The sequence below is a fragment of the Streptomyces hokutonensis genome (assembly GCF_000376565.1).
Taxonomy (GTDB): Bacteria; Actinomycetota; Actinomycetes; order Streptomycetales; family Streptomycetaceae; genus Streptomyces; species Streptomyces hokutonensis.
Genome location: NZ_BARG01000014.1, coordinates 67,595 through 86,701, shown reverse-complemented (window position 1 = coordinate 86,701; position 19,107 = coordinate 67,595). Strand labels below are relative to the sequence as shown.

Here is a 19,107-nt window from a genome sequence, read left to right as displayed (position 1 = left end):
GCACCCCCATGAACAACTGGCGGAAGTCGTCCCACTCCGGCCCCGACGACGGCAACGAGTGCGTGGAGATCGCGACTTCCCCCACGCACACACACGTATCCATACGCGACTCGAAGGCGCCGGCCAGGGCCACGCTCACTTTCCCCGGCGGAACCTTCCACGCCTTCATCGAGACCCTCAAGACGGACGCAGGGACGCGTGCTTTCATCCGCGAACTGGCTCAGGAGCTGTGAGGTACCCCTATGGACAACTGGCGGAAGTCGTCCTACTCGGGCGAGGGAGACGGCAACGAGTGCGTGGAGATCGCGACCTCCCTCACGCACACATACGTATCCGTACGCGACTCGAAGGCGCCGGCCCTGGCCGTGCTCACCTTCCCTGGCGGAGCCTTCCACGCCTTTGTCGAAACCCTCAAGACGGACGCTGGGCGCTTGCACGCCGCGACGTAAGCGAGCTGCCCGCACACACGACAGACGAATCACCGAGACGAGTGCGGGGGATCCCGAATTCGGCTCTGACCGCCGTTTCGTGAGCCCGTTCAGAAGGACCGGTAGATCCCCTCGGGATCATCATGAGCCCGCGCCTCGTACTCCTCGAAGCCCAGGTTGCCGATGCTCAGGTTGGCGTGGACGTCGTGGAGCCCTGCGGACGTGGTGCGGAAATCGCGGCGGAACTCGGTCAGTTGTGCGTAGTCCTCTTCGTCCACGCACTCCTCACGCGTCAGCACGGTGACCGCCAGCAGCGGGTGGCTCGCGGCCTGCATGGTTGTACGGTCGGCGAGAAAGACGACGGCCAGGTCGTCGTCACCGCGGACCGCAGTCAACACCTCGTCAACGGTCGCCCCAGCCCAGACCGGATCGTTGATGAAGTGGACGTTTGCCTCGTACTGCCCGTCTCCCCAAGGCTCCAGCAGCGCCGCCGCGTCCTGCCACACCTGGTCGTCGAGGTAGTCGGTTCTGACGATCAGGGCGTCGAACTCACCACGGCCGGTGACGGCGGGCAACGCTCTCATAGATCCTTCTCCTCGGCGGACACGACAAACTACTGGATGCTCCAGCGATGCGGATGCTCGGGCTTGTTGGGACAGGCGAATACGTTGAGTTCACCCCAACGGCCAACGGTGACCTCCGTGGGAGTGGCGCAACGGTGAGTGGGGCAGTTCTGGTCCTCCAGCGGTTTCCAGCTGCCGCTGCCGCCGTCCCATTCCGAGCTGTCGATGGTCAGCAGCAGGTGCATCGGTGTCGCGCAGGTCAGGCAGTCCATGGGATACGGGTCTGTCACGTGCCAGGAGGCGAAGCCGCCCACGCGCCAGCCGGGCGGGATGGACAGGTCGTACTGGTAGCCATGCGGCTCTGTCGCGGTTTCGTCCGCCATCTGCTCGGCTTTCTCTTCGAGGGCTTCCTCCCAGGCGTCGATCCGGGCGCAGAGTTCCTCGGGCAGAAGGCCGGCAAACGGGTAGGTGACCACCTGCTCCGGGTGCAGCACGCAGGGCTCGGGCACGAAGCCGTCGGACCCGACGACCAGCGGCCGCGGCGGTGTGGTCAGTACCTCGCCGACCTTCCACGACTGCCGCCAGCGCAGATGCAGCTCCAGGTCGTACCGGCCCGGGCCGTGCGCGTTGAAGGGACACCAGAACACTTGCAGCAGATCGCAGTCGCCCGGCCCCGCCGGCAGGTCGGGCACATCCCGCCGGTACAGCTGCGCGAGGGCGATCATCGGCAGCGGGTCGGTCTCGGACGCCCCCGGGATCCGGTGCTCCTGATGCAGCTGGCCCAGGAGTTCCCGTTCCTCGTCCGTCGGGCCGGGAGCCTGCTCGCGGGCCCACGCGGAAGCCAGAACCTGCCGGTAGCGGTGGATGTCGGCCGGGCGCCGACCACGCCCACGGCCGTGCGCCTCGCCGCACACCGGCCACGGTTCGTGCGTCGGCCACAACATGGGGCCGCCCACGGAACTGGCCGAGTGGTCTGGTCTGCCCGGCCGCGGATGGAGCCGGGTTGTCGTTCCCCGAAAGGCAGCCAGTTCCGGGAAGAGCGCCTCGACGTCGAGAGGGCGTGGGGGCGTGGTCCTCGTCATGGACCCGACCTTAGAAGCCTGACATCCCTGGTCACCGAACACTCCCGGCAACTACTCGCCCGCGCTGGCGCCGCCAAAGGGTGATACGCAAGTTGATGTCCGGTTCGTGATTGCGGGTTGAGCGAGGTTGACAGGTCGGGGGCCGGGCTGAGTGAACGTGTCCGCCGATACCGAGTGAGTCTGGGCAATGTGAGCCCGTCGAGGTGTCATGGCACCATCCCCGTTGTGGATGACCGTACGGATGACGTGGACTGGTCCGGCTTGTTCCATGCCACAGGCCCGGCCACCGACACGCCCCGGCTTCTGGCTGCTCTCCTCGGCGACGATGCGAGAGGCTTCGTCGACGGGTACTCGCATCTGTGGTCGGCGACGCTTCGACGCGAGGGCAAGGCCTGGCCTGCGACGGCACCCACCGCTCTGCTTGTCGCCGAGCTCCTGGACAATCCACTGCTGGGGCTCGACGATCCCACGTTGCCCGATGCCATGCTCGCCTATCTGTACGAGGTCGGCGTCGCCGCCGACCTCGGAGACCGGGCTGCGGAGATCCGTGCTCAGGTCACGGACCGCGCACCGGAGCTGCGGGCCTGGACTGCCGAGTACGTGTCGACCGATGCGGACGGCAGGGCCCGGATGTGGCGGGACGGCACGGGTCTGGGTGAACTCGTCCTCGATCAGGCGGCGCTGGCTTGCTTCGACCTCGTTCCCGCGCTCCTGCGGCGAACATTGCCGTACCTCGCCTCGGAACGCGACAGGCGCAGGGCCTGCGCCGCAGCAGCTGTCGGATCGCTGGCGCGGCATCCCGCAGCCTCTGCGCAACGTCCGGAGCTGCTGAACCAGTTGACGTCGATGGCCCGGGCCGCCGATTCCTCCCATGACCTTGCGACGATGGTGATCGCCATCGGCCAATTTGGGGGCGACACGCGCCCCTGGCTGACTGACCCGCATGTAGGCGTCCGGGTCTGCGCGGCCCTGGCGCCCAACCTTGCCGGCGACGACGCAGCGAACCAGGTGCTGATGGAACTGGAGCGGTCGCCGCAAGCCTTCGGCAAGTCCTTCGGCGACATGGCTCCACCCCTGCAGCTCCAGTCCAAGTCGTACCAGGACCTGCGCACAGGGCGACGTACGAACTGATGCCCGGTGTCCGGGACGGGAGGACGGTCACGGCAGGGTGAGCAGCCCCTGCTCGGTCCCGGCCAGGATTCCCCGCTCGCGAGCCGCTTGAACTTCAGGCCGACGTTGTTGATGCTCTGGGGCACGATCTCCACGCCCATCGCCTCACACCGCCCCTGCCCGAAGCAGTGAGCTGGCCGCGGCGAAGACCGCCATGATCTGCTGGTGGGCGGGATGGTCCGGCAGTTCCGCGGCCGACGCCCGGCTCGCGGTGCGGGATCAGCATCACCGCCCACCTGCCCGGTCGCCGGCGTGGTCGAAGTACGTTTGTCGGCGAGTTGCTCGCTTACCTCCAGCAACTCGGAATCCAGCATGCGCAGGACCGTAGAAGGCCCTCCAGCCGCAGCGAGCAGGGACCGGCGAACCGACCGCCCCGCCAGATGATCTTCTCCGCAGACTGCCGCCCACGACCGGCGTGAGCATTCCGACAAACCCACACCCGCTCTTTGACCAGTGACTTCAAGTTGGCCGAGACTCAGTGTTCTGAATGGCCTGGGTGGGTCCACTGGCGGCCCACCCATTCGCACTTCGGGATCCCGCCCTCCCAGTGCCCCAGAGCGTTATCTGGGGTCCGCGGACCACATCGACCGCAGCGCAGAACAACAGGCTGTCACTGAAGTAGGCGTACACGGCAGGTTCCGAAGGTGCTGCACCGAACTCCAGGCCCAGGTCGACGAATTTGCGCTGGCAGATCATTCAGATCAACAAATGGTGAACTCTCAGTCTCCGATCGACTCAACACGAATGGGATCGGCTCCACCTAGATAGAGCATGCATCCCGCGTCCTCCTGGTCCGATTTTTCTGGCGGAATTACGTAGATTCCGACAGTAGGCGCGGGAGCCCAACCTAGATTCCGTGGAGGATCATACGTCTCATAGTGTCCGACATAGAGGCGTGTCGGCGGGATGGAAACCGTGCAGAAGTCTCCGCCGCAAAGCTCAGACGCGGCCGGTTCGAACCGGTATGGGACCCATTCCGAATTGGATTCTCCATAAGGCAGCGCAAAAGTTCCGTCCCAGCGAAAATTGGCAGAGTTGTCGACCACACCCCATGGCCATTCCACCGTGATGTAGCGCGCAGTCACCGATACAACCCGGGCGCTTGCCGGCTCACAAGACACGATTACTTCGCTGCCGACCTGGGGAAGCATAATTCCTTCACCTACTCCGGCTGTGAAACGACGCCAGCACGCCCGGTTTTGAACGGTACTTCATCACCATCTCTACAACGGGTAAATCCGGAACCTGCATGCCTGATTCTGGCATTTTACCTGGAGATCCACATCATCGAGCCATGAGAAAATCATCGACACTGATACCCAAAGCCGAGGAAACACTAGCAATAACTGCATATGCTTCCGCTTCCCCCGGATCAGTGCCACTCCCGAGGCCACCGCGGATAATCTCAGACGCGCTTTCGATCAGCCTCGGGGAAATAGCATGATGCAGCCATTTGAGCCATTCCATCACGGAAGCGATTCCATATCGGATTCGCGCTTCTGAAACACCTCCCTGCGAAGCATGCATCAGAATTCGCATCGCTGTCGCGAGGCGATCGACGGGGTAGTTATGGCCGTTCAGTACATGGTCGATCTGTGCCAGAGATTCGACCGCAGCTACCGAATCAACGAAAGCCTTCCTGCTCATCACATCAGGCATGGAATCGACATCGGGGTCTACAACGACAGTGACATCCGTGGCCCGATCCCAGGCATCGGCGCCGACCGACAGTGTGACTTGCTTCCCAGGGCTGGTCACTGGCCACGAAAAGAACGGCGGCTCGGATGATTCCCTCAGAGTCATATAACCCGTGGCAAGTTGCACGTCACCGGTGAAGACCTGCCTGGCCGGGCGCGGCGCCACGCCACACCCGGATCCTCACTGGCGCGATCTGGGCGCGCGTGATCACTTTCACATGGTTTATGTCGCTCGTCTGCCGCTCAGCCACCAGCAGGTCAAAATCCGGATCGCCAACCGAACCAATCACAAGGTGGCCATAGTTCAGAAAGATCTCGATCTCTGCGATCTTCACCAGAAATCCTTCATGAGGCCGCCACGAAACAGATATCCGGGGGAGAACGCCGAGCCCTGCGTTGGAGAGGGTCCCTATTCCCACCAACCTAGCGGTTCGCCATCTTCACCATAGACATTCCCATACTCCCACTCGATACCACTCTCCGGAAGCGTGGCCATAAGTGATTCAATGGCGGGAAACCCAATCCCGATCGGGAAGGTGATGACAAGCAATGTTTCCAGCTCGCCGTCAACCCTTCCACCAATCGCTACAACCCTCTTTTTGAAGGACTCGACAAGCCCACTGGAGATCCCTTCGTGGAAGATCTGGATTGCGATATTTCCACCGCGCGTGACCACTTTCGCGCTCTTGGAGATTGGGTCATATTCAATCTCATCGTCCGCCGCAATTCCTCTGTAGAAACCCGGCGACAGGCGCACAAGGTAGCGAGTCGCAGTGAGCCGAGAGGTGGCCACCATCTCGTCAGCGGTGGCTCCGTCTTCAGACTCTACTTTTAGCGGCAGTCCGATGAATCCACGTGGATTAGTCGAATCTTCCAAATCCAGCACCACACCCTCCTCGTTCAGCACATGATTTCCCTCTAGAAGGAGCCCCCCTGTCCTGCGCACTACTATTGCATGCGGCGCCTTCTATGCAGAGGTTCTCTGACTCCAGATTACCACCACCACTCCTCGGCGTATTTACGTGTCCAATCTGCACGTTATCCGGATTGGCGGTTTTCATTCCGCAACGCCAGCACTGCAGCGTCCCGTCGCCCTCCTCCTGCGCTTCAGCAATCATTTTGTTTCGGATCGTGCGTGTGACATTCCTTCCAGCCGTCGGCCCGCCCTTACTCGCTGCCATCTGCGCCGGCGAAGCAACTTCTCCGTCCCGCAATACAAACAGCGGGAGCTGCACACCACACTGGGGATTGCCAGCGTTGGTGTTATGGACCAGGACCGGCGTTGTGCCAGCCTCCACATAGTAGGTGTGGAGGCTGCCGATGGTCAGGTCGTAGGTAGTGGTGTTCGCGTGGTAGAGACGAACCCCAGTGACCTCGGCAGTACCGGTCGGAGTCTGGAGGACGTCACCGGCCTTCAGATCCTTGCCTTCGACGAATGCAGACTGGGTCTCGTCGTAGAACGGGTGGTGGAAGGTCGTCGTCAGGTGCGCGCCCCGCGCGTCGGACGTGGCCTCGGCAGCCTTGGTGTTCTCTCCGGGCGTTGCCGAGGAGACCGCCGCGACCGTTTTGGTCGTCGGCTCCTGCGCGGTGCCGTGGCCGTGGCTCGCGCCCAAGGCCCCCAGTACCGCCGCCGATGCCGCCAGGCCGAACGCCGCCTTGCGGGCGACCTTCTTGGCCAGGGACTTCGCGCCGTCCTTCACGCCCTGCTTCGCTCCGGACTCGGCCGTCGCCTTGACGGTCAGGTCTACGAAGTCGTGGTCCGTGTGCGTCACAATCACCGCGGTGACCTTGTGCGCCTCCGTACCCGTCACACCCGGCACCGAGTTGGCGATCGTGTCGCCCACCTTCACCTGGTCGATAGCCTTCGTAGCACCGTCGGCCATCAACACCCGCGTCGCACCGGTGAAGCTGTGCGGCTCGGCATTGGGTTTGCCGACCTTGCAGGACGAGCCCGACTCGCTCTCACCCGCCTCCTCCGACTGCGACTGCGACTTGGTTCCCGCCCCCTCAGCCTCCGCCGCCGAAGCCGCCTCATCCGTGGCATCCGCAGCCCCGGCCTCCCCGGCTTCAGTCGCCCCCTTCCCGAACAGCCCCCCGACGACCTCCATCGCCTTCGGAGCCGCCTTCGCAAGGAGCTTTCCGCCCAGGGAACCGAGCGCACCGCCCAGCGCGCCCGTCACCGCGCCCTCGACCGCCGACCCCGCGAACGCTCCCGCGCTGCAGTCCCCGCCGCCGTTCTGGGCGCACTTGAAGCCCTGCTCGACCAGTGAGCCGGCCGCGCCCGCCAAAGCGGCGCAGCCAATCGTGCCGACGCCCCACGTAGCCGCCTCGCAGCCCGCGAAGACCGCTGTCGAGACCACGATCGACGTGATGGCCGCCGCGTGGTTCTTGACGAACTTCGCGGTGGTCTTCACCGCCTTCACCGTGGCGTGGTAGGCCGTCCGCGTCGCATGGGCTACCGCCTTGGCCGCCTTCTTCACCGTGTGGGCGACCTTGTGTGCCGCCTTTTTCACCGCGTGGACCACGCGGTGCGCGACCCTCGATGCCTTGTGATACGCCGTATGCACCGCATGGACCGCCGCGTGATACACGCGTTTCACATGTCTGACCGTGTAGTGGTAGACGCGCCTCGTCACCCGCACCGTCGCCCGGTACACGTCCTGCACCTTGTGGACGACCTTGTGGGCCGCGTGCTTCACCGCGTGAACCACCTTGTGGGCCACGTGCTTGGCCGCGTGGTAGACCTTGTGGACCACGTGCTTGGCCTTCTTGGCCACGTGCTTGGCGGCCTTCACCTCGCACGAACCCGTCCACCAGGAACAGTGACCCGACTCGTCCGTGCCCACCATCGGGTTGTCGTCGACGTACGCGAACGGGTTCGCTGCCACCGAGTCCGGGCTCGGGTCCAGGGACACGCTGTCCTTGTTCAGGAACTCGCCTGTGTTCGGGTTGTACCAGCGTGAGGCCGTGCCTACGTCGCCCGTTCCCGGTTCCGTCCAGCCCGACTGGAAGCCCAGGTGGCCAATCAGCGACAGCGTCGCCGTCACCTTGCCCAGCGGGTCGTACGTCGCCGAGCCCGACAGGGACGTGGCACCCGACGTGAACGTGCCTACCACGTCGTCGTGCAGGTCCGTCAGGGCCAGGGCCCCAGTCGACGAGCCTGTTTGTTTGATGCCTACCAGGCCGCCCGCCGGGTCGTACGTGTACGACGCGTCCCCGTCCGTCGCGATCGTGTTGTCCGCGCCCGAGTAGGTGAACGTACGGGTCGACGACGCGGCCGTGTTGGTGTCCGTGATGTTCCGGCCCAGGGCGTCCAGCGTGTAGGACTGCGGGCCAGCGACGATCTGGCCGCCGAACGCGTCCGTCTTGAACGCGGCCGTGCCGTTCGCCGTCGACGACTCCTGGGTCATCGTGCCGCGGGCCGAGTAGGAGTAGGAGTTGGTGCCGTCCGAGGTCAGCTGGTCTCGGGCGTCGTACGTGTAGACGTCCGCGCCGACCCGCACCCGGTTGCCCGAGGCGTCGTACGAATACGCCGTCGTCGTCGAGCCGTTGTTCCACGACGTCAGGCGGTCGGACCAGTCGTACTGGTACGTGTTGGTCGACGCACCCGTCACACCCGCCGTCGTCTTCGACGTCAGGTTGCCGTTGTTGTCGTAGCCGTAGGTGAAGCTAGACAGAGTCGAGGCGCCCTGGACCATGACGTCGTTCGACAGCTCATGCGCGCTGTTGTACGTGAACGTTCGGGTCTGGCCCGTGCTGCCGTACTTGATCGTCTTCAGGTCGTTCAACTGGTCGTACGTGTACGACAGATGGGTGCCGGTCGCCGCGTCGTCCAGCGTGGACAGGCGGCCCGCCGTGTCGTAGCCGTACGACTGGGTGCCCGCCGCGTCCGTGCGGCTCAGCATCGAGCCGTCGTCGTTGTACGTGAAGCTCGACGAGCCCGCCGAGCCCGACGCCGACAACACATCACCGCGGTCGTCGTACGTGAACGCGTCGTGCGTGGACGCCTGGTGGTCCGCTGCGCCCACCGTGCCGGCCTCGTCCGTGTCCGCCGAGGTGACGCGGCCGTCGGCGTCGTAGGAGAAGCTGTGCTTCGCCGAGGCCGCCTCCGCGCCGGTGCCGGTCATCGTCTTCAGTTGGTCGTTGGCGTCGTATGTCATCGACGTCGTGACGCCACCAGGGGCGACCGCCGAGGTGACGTTGCCGTCCGCGTCGTAGGCGAAGGTCGTCGTCGTGTCGGCGGCCGAGGTGTACTGGCTCGTCGTCGGCTCGGTCACCGTCGCCTGCTGGCCCCACGGGGTGTAGCCGTAGCGCCAGGAGTTGCCGCGGCCGTCGGTGAAGCGGGTGCGGTTGCCGGCCGCGTCGTAGCCGAAGGACGTGGTGATGGAGGTCGTGGCGTCTACCGGCTCCACCTGTTGGGTGATCGTGCCCGCCGCGTCGTACGTCCAGCGGGTGGTGTGCTGGTTGGCGTCGGTGGCCGCGGTCAGGTTGCCGTTGCCGTCGTACTGCTGCGAAGTGCCGTACAGGAGCGTGCCGTTGGTGTCGTAGCTGCGAGTCGCCGTCGGGTCGTCGTTGACGTTGTAGTCCGTGACCGTGTAACTGCCGTCCGCCAGCGTCGTCTTGGTGGGGTTGTCCTCGAAGTCGTAGGCGTACGACGTGGAGTTGCCCGCGCCGTCCGTCGTCTTCGTGACGTCGCCCGCGCGGTTGTAGGCGTACGTCGAGGTCACGCCGCCCGGGCTCGTCGTCGAGGAGAGGTGGGCGCCGTAGGGGTTGCCGGTGGTGACGGCGTAGGAGTTCGTCGTGGTCAGCGTGCGGGTGGAGGGGTAGCGCTCCAGGGTGGTGGAGGTGACCTGGCGGCCGAGGTAGTCGAAGGTCGCCTGCGCCTGGGCGCCCGTGCCGTCCGTGGCCGTGCGCTGTTCGCCGTTGGTGTCGTAGGTGGCGTGGGTTTTCGTGCCGTCGGGCTCGGTTATCTGGGCCAGGTCGCCCAACTGGTCGTAGAGGTAGGAGGTGGTCCTGCCGCCCGGTGTGGTCTCACTGGTCTGGTTGCCCTCGCTGTCGTACGTCCAGACTGTCGTGCCCGCGTTGGGAGTTGAGGCTCCGGCGGGGGTGTACGACGGGAGGGTCTCGCTGACCTTGTTGCCCACGGCGTCGTAGGCCGTGGTGGTGACCAGGCCGGTCGGGTCCTTCTCCGCGACGGCCTCGCCGAAGGTGTTGAAGCCGCTGGAGGTGACCGGGTTGACGGGGGCGGCGTTCGCGGCGACGCCGTCCGGCTCCGACTGGACCGTCGGGGCGGTGGTGACCGCGAGGTTGCCCGCCTGGTCGTACGCGTAGGAGGTGGTGTGCTGTTCGGGGTCCGTCATGGACGTGGGCAGACCGCGCTTGTCGTACGTGTACTTGGTGGTCTGCTGGTCGGAGGAGCCGACCGTGCCGCCCGAACGGCCCTTGCCGTACAAGGAGTTGATCTCGCTCGTGGACAGCGCCCGCTGGTAGGTCTGGACGTTGCTGACCGCGCCGTTCACGGCGTTGCTGACGGTGCCCGAGGCGGTCTTCGCGCCGCCGATGGACAGCGGGCCCGCGCCGGTCCAGGGGGCGGGGTTGTTGGCGGTGCCCGCGAGGGTGCCGTTGACGTACAGGCTCATGGTGCCGGTCGACGCGTCGAAGGAGCCGACCAGTTGGGTCCAGGTGTTGAGCGCCGGGGTGCTGGAGGCGGCGGCGCTGTAGTACGCCGACGGGGCGGCGGAGGTGTCCTGGCTGGGCGAGATGAGACGGAAGACGCCCGTGGTGGAGGCGTACTGGAGGTAGAAGGAGGAGCGGTTGGTGCCGCCCTGCGCGACGAAGGTGCGGAAGGTCGAGGTGTCCGACAGCTTCACCCACGCCGAGACGGTGTAGGAGGAACTGGTGTCCAGGACCGGTCCGTTGGTGGCGGCGATGTCGCCGTTGCCGGAGGTGTCGCCGCTGAACTGGGCCGCGTCGTCCGACCAGGTCACGCCCGACCCTGCGGTGACGGTGTTGCCGGTGCCGGAGGAGTCGGTGACGGACCGGCCGGAGGTCTGGTTCAGCTTCCACCAGCCCGACGGGTGCCCGGAGGCGTCGCCGTACAGCGTCTCGCTGAGCAGATTGCCCATGTCGTCGTACGTGTCGGTCGTGGTGCGGTCGTAACCGGTCGCGTCGTGGTCGTTCTCCGTCGCGACCTGGTCGTCCGGGGTGTACGACACGGACGTCACGCGGTCGACACCGGTCGGGTCGACGGTCGTGGACGTGGTGCGGCTGGAGGCGTCGACCGTGAACTGGGTGACGTTCTCGCCGTTGTCGGTCGTCTGGGTCAGCAGGTTGCCGGCCGCGTCGTAGGCGTCCGACTCGAGGACATAGCTGCTGGTGCCGTCGGAGCTGGTCTTCTTCACCGTCGCGGTGAGGCCGTCGTCGGTGTAGGTGTACGACGTCGTGTTGCCCATCGCGTCGGTGACCGAGGCCAGCCGGCCGGCCGGGTCGTAGGCGCGTGAGGACTCGACGAGCTTCGCGGCGGTCTGCGGGGAGACCGGGTCGCCGGTGTACATCAGGCTCTGCGTGAGCAGGTTGCCGTTGTCGTCGTAGGTGTAGTCGGTCTCGTTGCCGGCGCTCGTCACCTCCTTGGTCTTGTTGCCGGAGGTGTCGTACGTGTACGTCGTCGTGTTGCCGTAGGACGTACCGGCCGCGACGTTGGCGTCGGACTCGGTCAGCAGCCGGTCGTAGGCGTCGTAGGTCTGGGTCTCGGTGCGCGGCGCGTCGCCGCCCTGGGCGTCGGAGACGGTCTGGGAGAGGACGTCGCCGTCGTCGTCGTAGACCGTGCTGGAGACGGCGGAGTGGTCGGCGCCCTGGACGCGGTCGGTGATCTTCGGGTCGTGCTCGGCGGTGACCTGGCCGTTCTTGTCGTACTCGTAGCTGGTGGTCAGACCGGCCGGGTAGGTGTCGGAGACGACGTTCTGGCTCAGGACCTGGCCGACGTTGTCGTAGGTGTACGACGTGACCAGGCCGATGGCGTCGGTGGTGGAGGCGACGTCGCCATTGGTGAAGTACGCCACGGAGTTGACCGCGCCGCCGGGGCTGACCGTCCTGACCGGGAGGCCCTTGGGCACGACTCCGCCGTTGGCGGACGGGTAGGTGCTGGTGCCGTCGCTGTAGACGGTGGTCGTGGTGCGGCCGGACGGGAAGCCGGGGACGGCGGGGCCGGTGACGGCGGTCTGGTTGCCCGCCGAGTCGTAGGTGTACGACGTCAGATAGGTGTTGTCGGTCGCGGACGCCGAACGGCCGTCGCGCTCGGTCAGCAGCTGGTCGTTGCGCGGGTCGGCGGTGGTCAGCTGGGCGGTCGTGTCGTCCGGGTAGTACGTGTAGTACTCGGTGTTGCACTTGTTGGCGACCTGGTCCTGGCAGGACGTGGACGAGACGATGTTGCCGCGGACGTCGTGGCCGGTGGTGGTGACCGCGCCGTTGGGGTCGGTGACCGTGTGCTCGAAGCCGGCCGTGTCGTAGCCGAAGCTGGTCTTGTTGCCGAGGCCGTCGGTCTCGGTCAGGGCGCGGTTTCCGTTGGTGACGTCGTAGGTGTACGTCAGCGTCGACGTGGTCGGCGAGGTCACCTTGACCGTCTCGACCGGGAGCAGACCGCCGGAGTCCTTGGCCGCCTCGACATGCGCCGCTACGTCCGCCGCGGTGAGCGCCGTGTGGTAGAAGGCCGCGTCGGCGATCGAACCGGTGAAGTGGCTGACGTCCGCCGGGGAGTCGAGCCAGCTCTTGGAGAAGCCGGCGCCGAGGTAGAGGTGGTTGTAGGTCTGGTCGGCCGGGGTGCCGGAGTAGCTGGACTGCTGGACGCCGTCCAGGTACAGGGTCTGGGTGGCGCCGGAGGCCGTGAGGGCGACGTGGTGCCAGGTGTTGTCGGTGACCGTGCCGGTCGAGCCGAACGCCGTCGCGGCGGAGCCGCTGCCCGAGTAGTAGTGGCCGTGCAGTTTGTTGTCGCTGCCGACGTACAGCAGCGGCGCATAGGTGCCGGACACGGTGGTCGCGCCGGAGATCGCCGCCGACTGGGCGCCGACGATGACGCCCTGCGAGGCGGTCTTGAACCAGAGTTCGAGACTGCGGTCGCTGGTGCCGAACTGCACGGACGTCGGCAGTTCGACGTAGGAGGAACTGCCGTTGAACGTCGTGGCCTTGGCGTCGCTGAACGGGCCGGTGGCGCCGAGTGTCACCCCGCTGTACGTGCCGTTGCCGCCGTGCACCTCGTTGAGGGCCGTGGTCGCGCCGGCCGCCTCGCCGAGCCGGTAGTAGCCGGCCGGTCCACCGCCGAGGACCGCGCCCCGGTACGTCTGGCTGGAACCGGTGACGGTGGGCGCGGCGAGCTTCCAGACGCCGCCGTTCTCGTCGGTGAGCTGGGTGAGGGCCGTCGTCGCCGGGTCGTAGGTCATCGTCGCGAAGGACTTGCCCGAGGGCCGCTTGACCGAGGTGAGCAGGGACGCCGAGTGAGTGCCGTACTGGTAGAGGGCGTTGACGTCGGCGGCCACCAACGGGCGTCCGTACCAGGCCGCGTCGGCGATCGAGCCGTTGAAGTAGGTCGCGTACCCGGTGGCGTCGGTGGTGCTGCTGTGGCCCTCGTCGGGCCAGCTGCCGCCCAGGAAGCCGGTGCCGAGGTAGTTGAAGACCTGGTTCTTGCCGAAGGCGACCGCGCTCTTGATGGAGACGGTGCCGGTGCGCGAGCCCACCTTCGTGTTGTCCAGGAACAGCGTCTGCGAGTTCCCGGCGGCGCTCAGCACCACGTGGTGCCACTTGCCGTCGGCCACGGACGCCGAGGACACGATCGGGTTGATGCCGCCGCTGTACCAGAACTCCGCGTTCAGCTTGCCGTCGGTGCCGACGTAGATCGACGGCGTGTAGAAGCCGGCGGCCTTCGCCGAGCCGATCGGCTGGGAGGCGTACGAGTAGAGCACGCCCGGTCCGGCCGAGGTCTTGAACCACAGGGACAGCGCGCCCGAGTCGGTGTCGTTGCCGGTGTTCTTCGGCAGGGCGACGTCGGAGGTGGTGCCGTTGAAGGTCGCCGCGGTGGAGGAGGAACCGGTGAGCGGTCCTGCCGCGCCCAGCGTCACGTTCTCGTACGTCGCGTTCTTCGTACCCTCGTTGGCGAGGACCGCGTCCTTCGCGGTGGTGCCCGAGCTCTCCGTGAGCGGCCAGGCCGCGCTCGGGTCGAGGTCGAGGGAGGCGTTCTGGTACTGCGAGCCCGTCGTGTAGCCGTACGTCGTGCACTTCGTCGTCGACAGCGGCGCGCACACGGTCGTCAACTGGTCGCCGGTGTAACCGTAGTTCCAGGTCAGCGCGGTCGACGCGGTGCCGGCGGTGACCGGGTCGGTGGTGACGGTCGCGACATGCGCGGCGAGGGCGCCGGAGGGGGTGGACCAGGTGAGGGTCAGGGTGCGGCCGGACACGTTGGACTTCATCTGCGTGACGTGGCCGCTGGTCCAAGTCAGCGATATGGAGCGGCCGTTGGCGTCGGTGACGGAGGTGAGTCCGTAGTTGCCCGTGGTCAGCAGGGTGGTGAAGGCGTAGACCGTGTCGTCCTTGTCGGTCAGGCTGTAGCCGCCCGCGCTGACCGTGGTGAACGTGGCCCAGCGGCCGGTGCCGGGCGCGAAGGTGCCGTCGCTGTTCTTGCCGTAGCCGACCTGTGAGCCGTCCGGATAGGTGACGTTGACGCTGGTGACCGCGCCGGCCGCGCTGTACTGCTCGGTGGCGCGGGCGTCGAAGATGGACGACCAGCCGGAACCGAAGGCTCCGGTCCAGCGCGGGTCACGGGAGTTGTAGTCGCGCTCGACGTCCAGGGACGGGCCGACGGTGGAGATCGAGGCGTCCGTGTCGGAGGTGGTGTAGTTGCCGATGGACGCGTCGAAGCCGTGGTCGCTGCTGTTCTGCGAGAGCCCCGAGGTGATGACCGGCTGGGGCACCTGGACGGACAACTCGTAGGGGTCGGCGGGCGAGTAGAGCCCGGTCGTCGCGTCGTACGCCTGGACTTCCCAGTTGTAGTTCTTGCCCCAGGCCAGCTTCCCGGCCGGCACGGTCCAGTCGCCGGTGGAGACCAGGCCCGAGTCGACGACCAGGGCGTTGTTGGCGTCGTAGACCTTGAACTGGTACTTGTTCGCGCTGCCGCTGGTGGAGTTGGCGCCGCCCGCCCAGGCGGTGAGCTCCGGGGTGGTGGTGCCGACGACCGCGTTGTCCGCGGGGAACTGCTCGTAGAGCTGCGGGGCGGTGTTCCCGGTGTAGGTGACGATGAGCTTCGGGCCCAGCGAGGGGTCGTTGAAGGAGCCGAACTGCTTCCAGTGCGCGGCGTCGCTCGTGGACGCGTAGAGCGCGAGGCCGTAGTCGGCGGTCGTCCCGCTGAACCAGCCCTGGATCGCCGAGGTCGACAGCGTCACGTCCACCGTGTCGCCCACGCTCCGGTCGGCACTCGTGTTCGCGCAGGCGTTCGGCACGGTCGGGGTCAGGTTGCCGATGGAGGCGCCGTAGCTCGGCCCGGGGTAGCTGGTGACGCCCTCGGGCGTCCAGGCCTGGGTGACGAGGGCGACGTCGAAACGCTCGGCGGTGCAGGTCGCGGCCCAGGTGTCGAACAGCTCCAGCTTCGCCGCGGTGACCGTCAGACCGGTGTCGTCCCAGGCGGTGTCCCAGTGGTTGACGTAGCTCGCCGCGGAGTGCGTGCCCGAGTCGTACGAACCGACCTTGATCGTCTGCTCGTAGGAGTGGTCGCCCGTCGCGTCCGAGCCCGACTCGGCGTAGGTGGTGGTCCAGCCGTCGGTGACGGTCGGGTCGACGGTGACCGGGAAGACGCGGTGCGTGTCCTTCAGCCAGGTGTCGTCGAGGGTGATCCTCAGCGCGTAGCCACTGCCGTCCCGCACGAGGGTGGTGGTGACGTCGTGGGTCGTGGTCGGGTCACCGGAGCGCGGATCGACCTTCGAGTCGTAGGCGTACGACGGCGGGACGCGCTCCACTGTCTTGCCCGCGCTGTCGCGCAGGACGATCGAGCCGTCCTTGTTCTGGACGGGGGTGAGTCCCTTGAGGTGGAGCGGGAAGGTCCAGGAGTTGCCGGCGTCCGCGGAGTGCAGGACGACCGCTTCCTTGACGCCGGTGGCGGTGGGGGCGACCTGGAGGTCGGTGTCGGTGAGCACCTCGGGGTAGGTGACGCGCGAGCCGCCGTCGACGGTGCCCTTGACGGCCTGGGCGTCCTTCAGCCCGTAGGAGACGGTGTGCTGTGCGTCGGGGGAAAGGGAGACGAGCGTCGAGTCGTCCGCCTTCGCCGCGAAGTCGACGCCGACGGAGTTGGCCTTCTCGTGCCACCGCCCGTCGGGTCCGGCCCGCACGTCCACGTCGATGGGGGCCCATCTGCCCTTGCCGACCTGGTAGTTGACCGGTGTCGGGGAGATCTGTCTGGTGATCGACCCGTCGGCGTTGTCGAAGACGGTGTCGGTCCGCGAGGACTTCCCCGCGTCCCGCTTGCTGGTCTTCGCGTTGAAACCGGCCTTGCCCGCGGCGCTCTTTCCGCGCTTCACCGACGCCGAGTGGGCGTGGTAGGCGGCGAGTTCGCCCTTGCCCTTCCCCGGCTTACGGCCCGCGCCCTGGTGTGCCTCGGTGGCGGCGGCCGAGACCCGGTGCCGCTTGCCGGCCGCCGTGCCGGACTTCTCCGACGGCAGCCGGCCCCAGTGCGGGTCCTTCAGCCAGGCGGTGAGCGAGGACAGGCTCGGCAACGAGACGTCCACGGCGTGCAGTTCGACCCCGTCGGCCATCGCCTGCTGCGTCGTCCACATCAGCGCGAGCGCGGTCAGCAGGAGCAGCGCGACACCGCGGCGGGCGCGCCGTGTACGGCGGGGTGGGCGAACACGGCGAGCGAGCCGGATACGCACGACGGGGACTCCAACGGTCGACGGGCACGAAGCAGCCGCCGTCAGCCGATGCTTGACCGGGTCCTGACAGGACAGCCACAGAAACGCACAGATCTTGCCCATCACCAACAAAGACCGAACAGACCCCAGAAGAGATCATCGACCGATCTTGACCATTACCCGGTGAACGCACCCCGAGTCACCCCTCATGCCCCTTTGTTCCTTGTGAACTCCTTTACCAGTACAACGACTTGACCAGAACAGATCGTCATCTCCCGTATATGTACTTCACGGGAAAGGGCTTGCTCTGACGGGCGCTCAGCTCACGTCGACTCACGTCGACTCAAGTCGGCTCACTTCGCGTGGAACCTGCTCGGCGCGTTCGTCGGGTTCCCGCCGGACGGGAGCTTCTGGCCCGGACAGGTCGAGAGGACCTTCTTCATCGCGGCCTTCTCGGCGGCGGTGACCCACAGCCCGTACTTCTTCTTCACGGCGACCTGCGCGGCCACATAGGTGCAGCGGTACGTCTTGTCGGGCGGCACCCAGGTCGCCGTGTCGCCGTCGCCCTTGCTGCGGTTGGCGCTCGCGCCGACGGTGAGGAGGTTGAGGGGGTCGTTGGCGAGGGCTATGCGCTTGCTGGCGTCCCAGTACTTGGCGCCCTTCTGCCAGGCGTCCGAGAGGGCGACGAGGTGGTCTATGTCGACGAGGCTGGCCCCGCGACGGTAGATCACCTCCTTGCCGGAGTACGGGTCGGATTCGAGGACGCCGTACGACACCTTGCAGGTGCCGCCGGTGAACTTCACCTGCTTCAGGTCCCGTTTGAGGATGTCGTCCCTGGTGTCGCAGCTGTTGGAATCGGTGTCGGCCCAGGCGGTGCCGAACCGCTCGCGGGAGTAACCGGTCTTCGGCGCCCGCCCCTTGACGGTCAGGGACTCGGCGGCGGTGAGCGCCGCGCCCCCACCTCCGCCGGAGTTCCCTCCGGAGTCCCCGCCGGTCGTCGCTTCGGGCCCGGAGGCCCCTGTGGTGTCCTTGCATCCGGCGACGGACAACATGATCAGGACGGCGACGGCCGCCCCACCCCTCAGACGCATCACGTGCGCCCCTCCCCTGGTTCACCCGGCCCCCGCCCCTGCGGGGGCGGATATTGACCTGGTGCCCACGTTAGCGGCGGAGATGTCGCGAACATATGGGGCCCGGGGGCGCATGACGCGCAACTCGGGTGTATCGGCACGACTTAGTCCGCGTGGGCGCCCCCACCTCGCACTCTCCCCCCACACTCTCTCCCCAGGGCCCTCTCAGACCTGAACGGACACCCTTCTCAGACCTTGCCGAGCACCTTTCAGACCTTGCCGATACCCAAGGTCGACTCCGAGGGCAGCAGCCCGGAACCGAGCACCGCGACCCAGAACTCCCCCAGCAGATCGGCGAGTCGGTCGGTGTCGGCCCTGCCGAGGAACTGCCAGGGCTCGGCGGCCAGCCGGTCGGTGTGGCGCTCCACCTCCTGGCGCAGCTCGCGACCCGCCCTCGTCGCCGTACCGAGGTCGTCCAACAGGCCGCGGGCGACCAGGCGTTGGCGGGCCGCCGCCCATTCCTCCCGGCTCCAGCCCCGGCTCTCGAAGCGCTCGACGGAGGCGGCGCCTATCGCGGCGAAGGAGACCAGGGACTCGACCGGGTCCAGGCCGGCGACGAGGAGGGCGGCGAGGTGGCCGTCGCCGCGGTGTTCGCGCAGGATCGTCGCCGCCTGCCACAGCTGGAGGTGGGGTTCCTCGGGCCAGGCCAACTCGGCGTTGGCCGCGGCGAGGGGGCGGCCGGCCGTGGTGACCGACTCGGCGGCGCGGCGGGCGAGGGCGGCGGCCTCCGCGAGTTCGGGGCTGTCGACACGGTCGCCGAATATCGCGCGGTAGGCCCGGTCCATTCCGCGCAGCCTCGCCTTCAGTACGGCGTCCGGGCTCGCGATGCGCCATGCGGGGTCGATGTGCTCGGCGACCATACGGGGGCTGAAGCTGTAGAAGGCGGAGGTCACCCGCTCGGTGCCGGCCGGGCCCAACGGGGCGGCGCGCAGCGGGAAGTAGCTCGGCCAGCGCTCCTCGGTGCCGTAGCCGAGCGCGGCGGCCTCCTCGAAGACCTCCGGCGCGTAGTACAGCAGCGCGTGCAGGGGTTCGAGCAGGTGCCAGAGCTGGCGCACCCGGCCCGGCTCCACGGTGGCGGGGTAGCTCGCGGTCTCCACTCCACGTACGTCTTCGGACATGGCACAACTCCTTGTCGCGTCCCGATCGTTCCACAAC

Annotated in this window: 11 protein-coding genes; 3 read left to right on the top strand and 8 right to left on the bottom strand. The window is 66.9% G+C overall.

Annotated elements, in window-relative coordinates; genetic code table 11:
• The first annotated feature begins 8 nt into the window (after positions 1-8).
• Positions 9-233, top strand: a complete 225-nt coding sequence (locus tag SSP08S_RS05995; RefSeq protein ID WP_019066665.1) for a DUF397 domain-containing protein — start codon at positions 9-11, stop codon at positions 231-233.
• Positions 234-242: 9 nt separating this feature from the next.
• Positions 243-449 (top strand): DUF397 domain-containing protein, encoded by a 207-nt coding sequence (locus SSP08S_RS05990; RefSeq protein ID WP_019066664.1) that lies wholly within the window; start codon positions 243-245, stop codon positions 447-449.
• Between the two features lie 89 nt (positions 450-538).
• On the opposite strand, the gene SSP08S_RS05985 is transcribed toward SSP08S_RS05990, so the two are convergent.
• Together SSP08S_RS05985 and SSP08S_RS05980 are read right to left on the bottom strand one after the other, a co-directional pair.
• Positions 539-1,012 carry a DUF6924 domain-containing protein gene (locus SSP08S_RS05985; protein WP_043259278.1) on the bottom strand — a complete coding sequence of 158 codons (474 nt, stop codon included), beginning with the start codon at positions 1,010-1,012 and terminating at the stop codon, positions 539-541.
• Positions 1,013-1,041: 29 nt separating this feature from the next.
• The gene (locus tag SSP08S_RS05980; protein ID WP_026178216.1) at positions 1,042-2,073 is read right to left on the bottom strand and encodes a hypothetical protein; all 1,032 of its coding nucleotides are present in this window, start codon (positions 2,071-2,073) and stop codon (positions 1,042-1,044) included.
• 225 nt (positions 2,074-2,298) lie between these two features.
• Here SSP08S_RS05980 and SSP08S_RS05975 point away from each other — a divergent pair, with 225 nt between their 5' ends.
• On the top strand, positions 2,299-3,204 hold the full coding sequence (locus SSP08S_RS05975) for a hypothetical protein (RefSeq protein WP_019066661.1): 906 nt from the start codon (positions 2,299-2,301) through the stop codon (positions 3,202-3,204).
• A 1,323-nt stretch (positions 3,205-4,527) separates the two neighbouring features.
• Here SSP08S_RS05975 and SSP08S_RS61605 read toward each other — a convergent pair.
• The 6 genes from SSP08S_RS61605 to SSP08S_RS05955 form a co-directional block, all read right to left on the bottom strand.
• Positions 4,528-5,067, bottom strand: a complete 540-nt coding sequence (locus SSP08S_RS61605; RefSeq protein WP_158697135.1) for a hypothetical protein — start codon at positions 5,065-5,067, stop codon at positions 4,528-4,530.
• Position 5,068: 1 nt separating this feature from the next.
• The gene (locus SSP08S_RS05970; protein ID WP_019066660.1) at positions 5,069-5,275 is read right to left on the bottom strand and encodes a hypothetical protein; all 207 of its coding nucleotides are present in this window, start codon (positions 5,273-5,275) and stop codon (positions 5,069-5,071) included.
• A gap of 74 nt (positions 5,276-5,349) precedes the next feature.
• On the bottom strand, positions 5,350-5,847 hold the full coding sequence (locus SSP08S_RS59085) for a DUF4265 domain-containing protein (RefSeq protein WP_158697134.1): 498 nt from the start codon (positions 5,845-5,847) through the stop codon (positions 5,350-5,352).
• Positions 5,801-16,843: a LamG-like jellyroll fold domain-containing protein gene (locus tag SSP08S_RS54850; RefSeq protein ID WP_051105855.1), complete on the bottom strand. Its 11,043-nt coding sequence runs from the start codon at positions 16,841-16,843 to the stop codon at positions 5,801-5,803. The genes SSP08S_RS59085 and SSP08S_RS54850 overlap by 47 nt, the downstream gene beginning before the upstream one ends.
• A 332-nt stretch (positions 16,844-17,175) precedes the next feature.
• Positions 17,176-17,913, bottom strand: coding sequence for an HNH endonuclease family protein (locus SSP08S_RS05960; protein WP_019066659.1), 738 nt, complete (start codon positions 17,911-17,913; stop codon positions 17,176-17,178).
• Positions 17,914-18,161: 248 nt separating this feature from the next.
• The gene (locus tag SSP08S_RS05955; protein ID WP_019066658.1) at positions 18,162-19,070 is read right to left on the bottom strand and encodes an SCO6745 family protein; all 909 of its coding nucleotides are present in this window, start codon (positions 19,068-19,070) and stop codon (positions 18,162-18,164) included.
• Between the last annotated feature and the right edge of the window lie 37 nt (positions 19,071-19,107).

Coding starts and splice junctions, on each gene's coding strand:
- SSP08S_RS05995 (WP_019066665.1), top strand. CDS start 9: ATGAACAACTGGCGGAAGTCGTCCCACTCCGGCCCCGACGACGGCAAC.
- SSP08S_RS05990 (WP_019066664.1), top strand. CDS start 243: ATGGACAACTGGCGGAAGTCGTCCTACTCGGGCGAGGGAGACGGCAAC.
- SSP08S_RS05985 (WP_043259278.1), bottom strand. CDS start 1,012: ATGAGAGCGTTGCCCGCCGTCACCGGCCGTGGTGAGTTCGACGCCCTG.
- SSP08S_RS05980 (WP_026178216.1), bottom strand. CDS start 2,073: ATGACGAGGACCACGCCCCCACGCCCTCTCGACGTCGAGGCGCTCTTC.
- SSP08S_RS05960 (WP_019066659.1), bottom strand. CDS start 17,913: ATGCGTCTGAGGGGTGGGGCGGCCGTCGCCGTCCTGATCATGTTGTCC.
- SSP08S_RS05955 (WP_019066658.1), bottom strand. CDS start 19,070: ATGTCCGAAGACGTACGTGGAGTGGAGACCGCGAGCTACCCCGCCACC.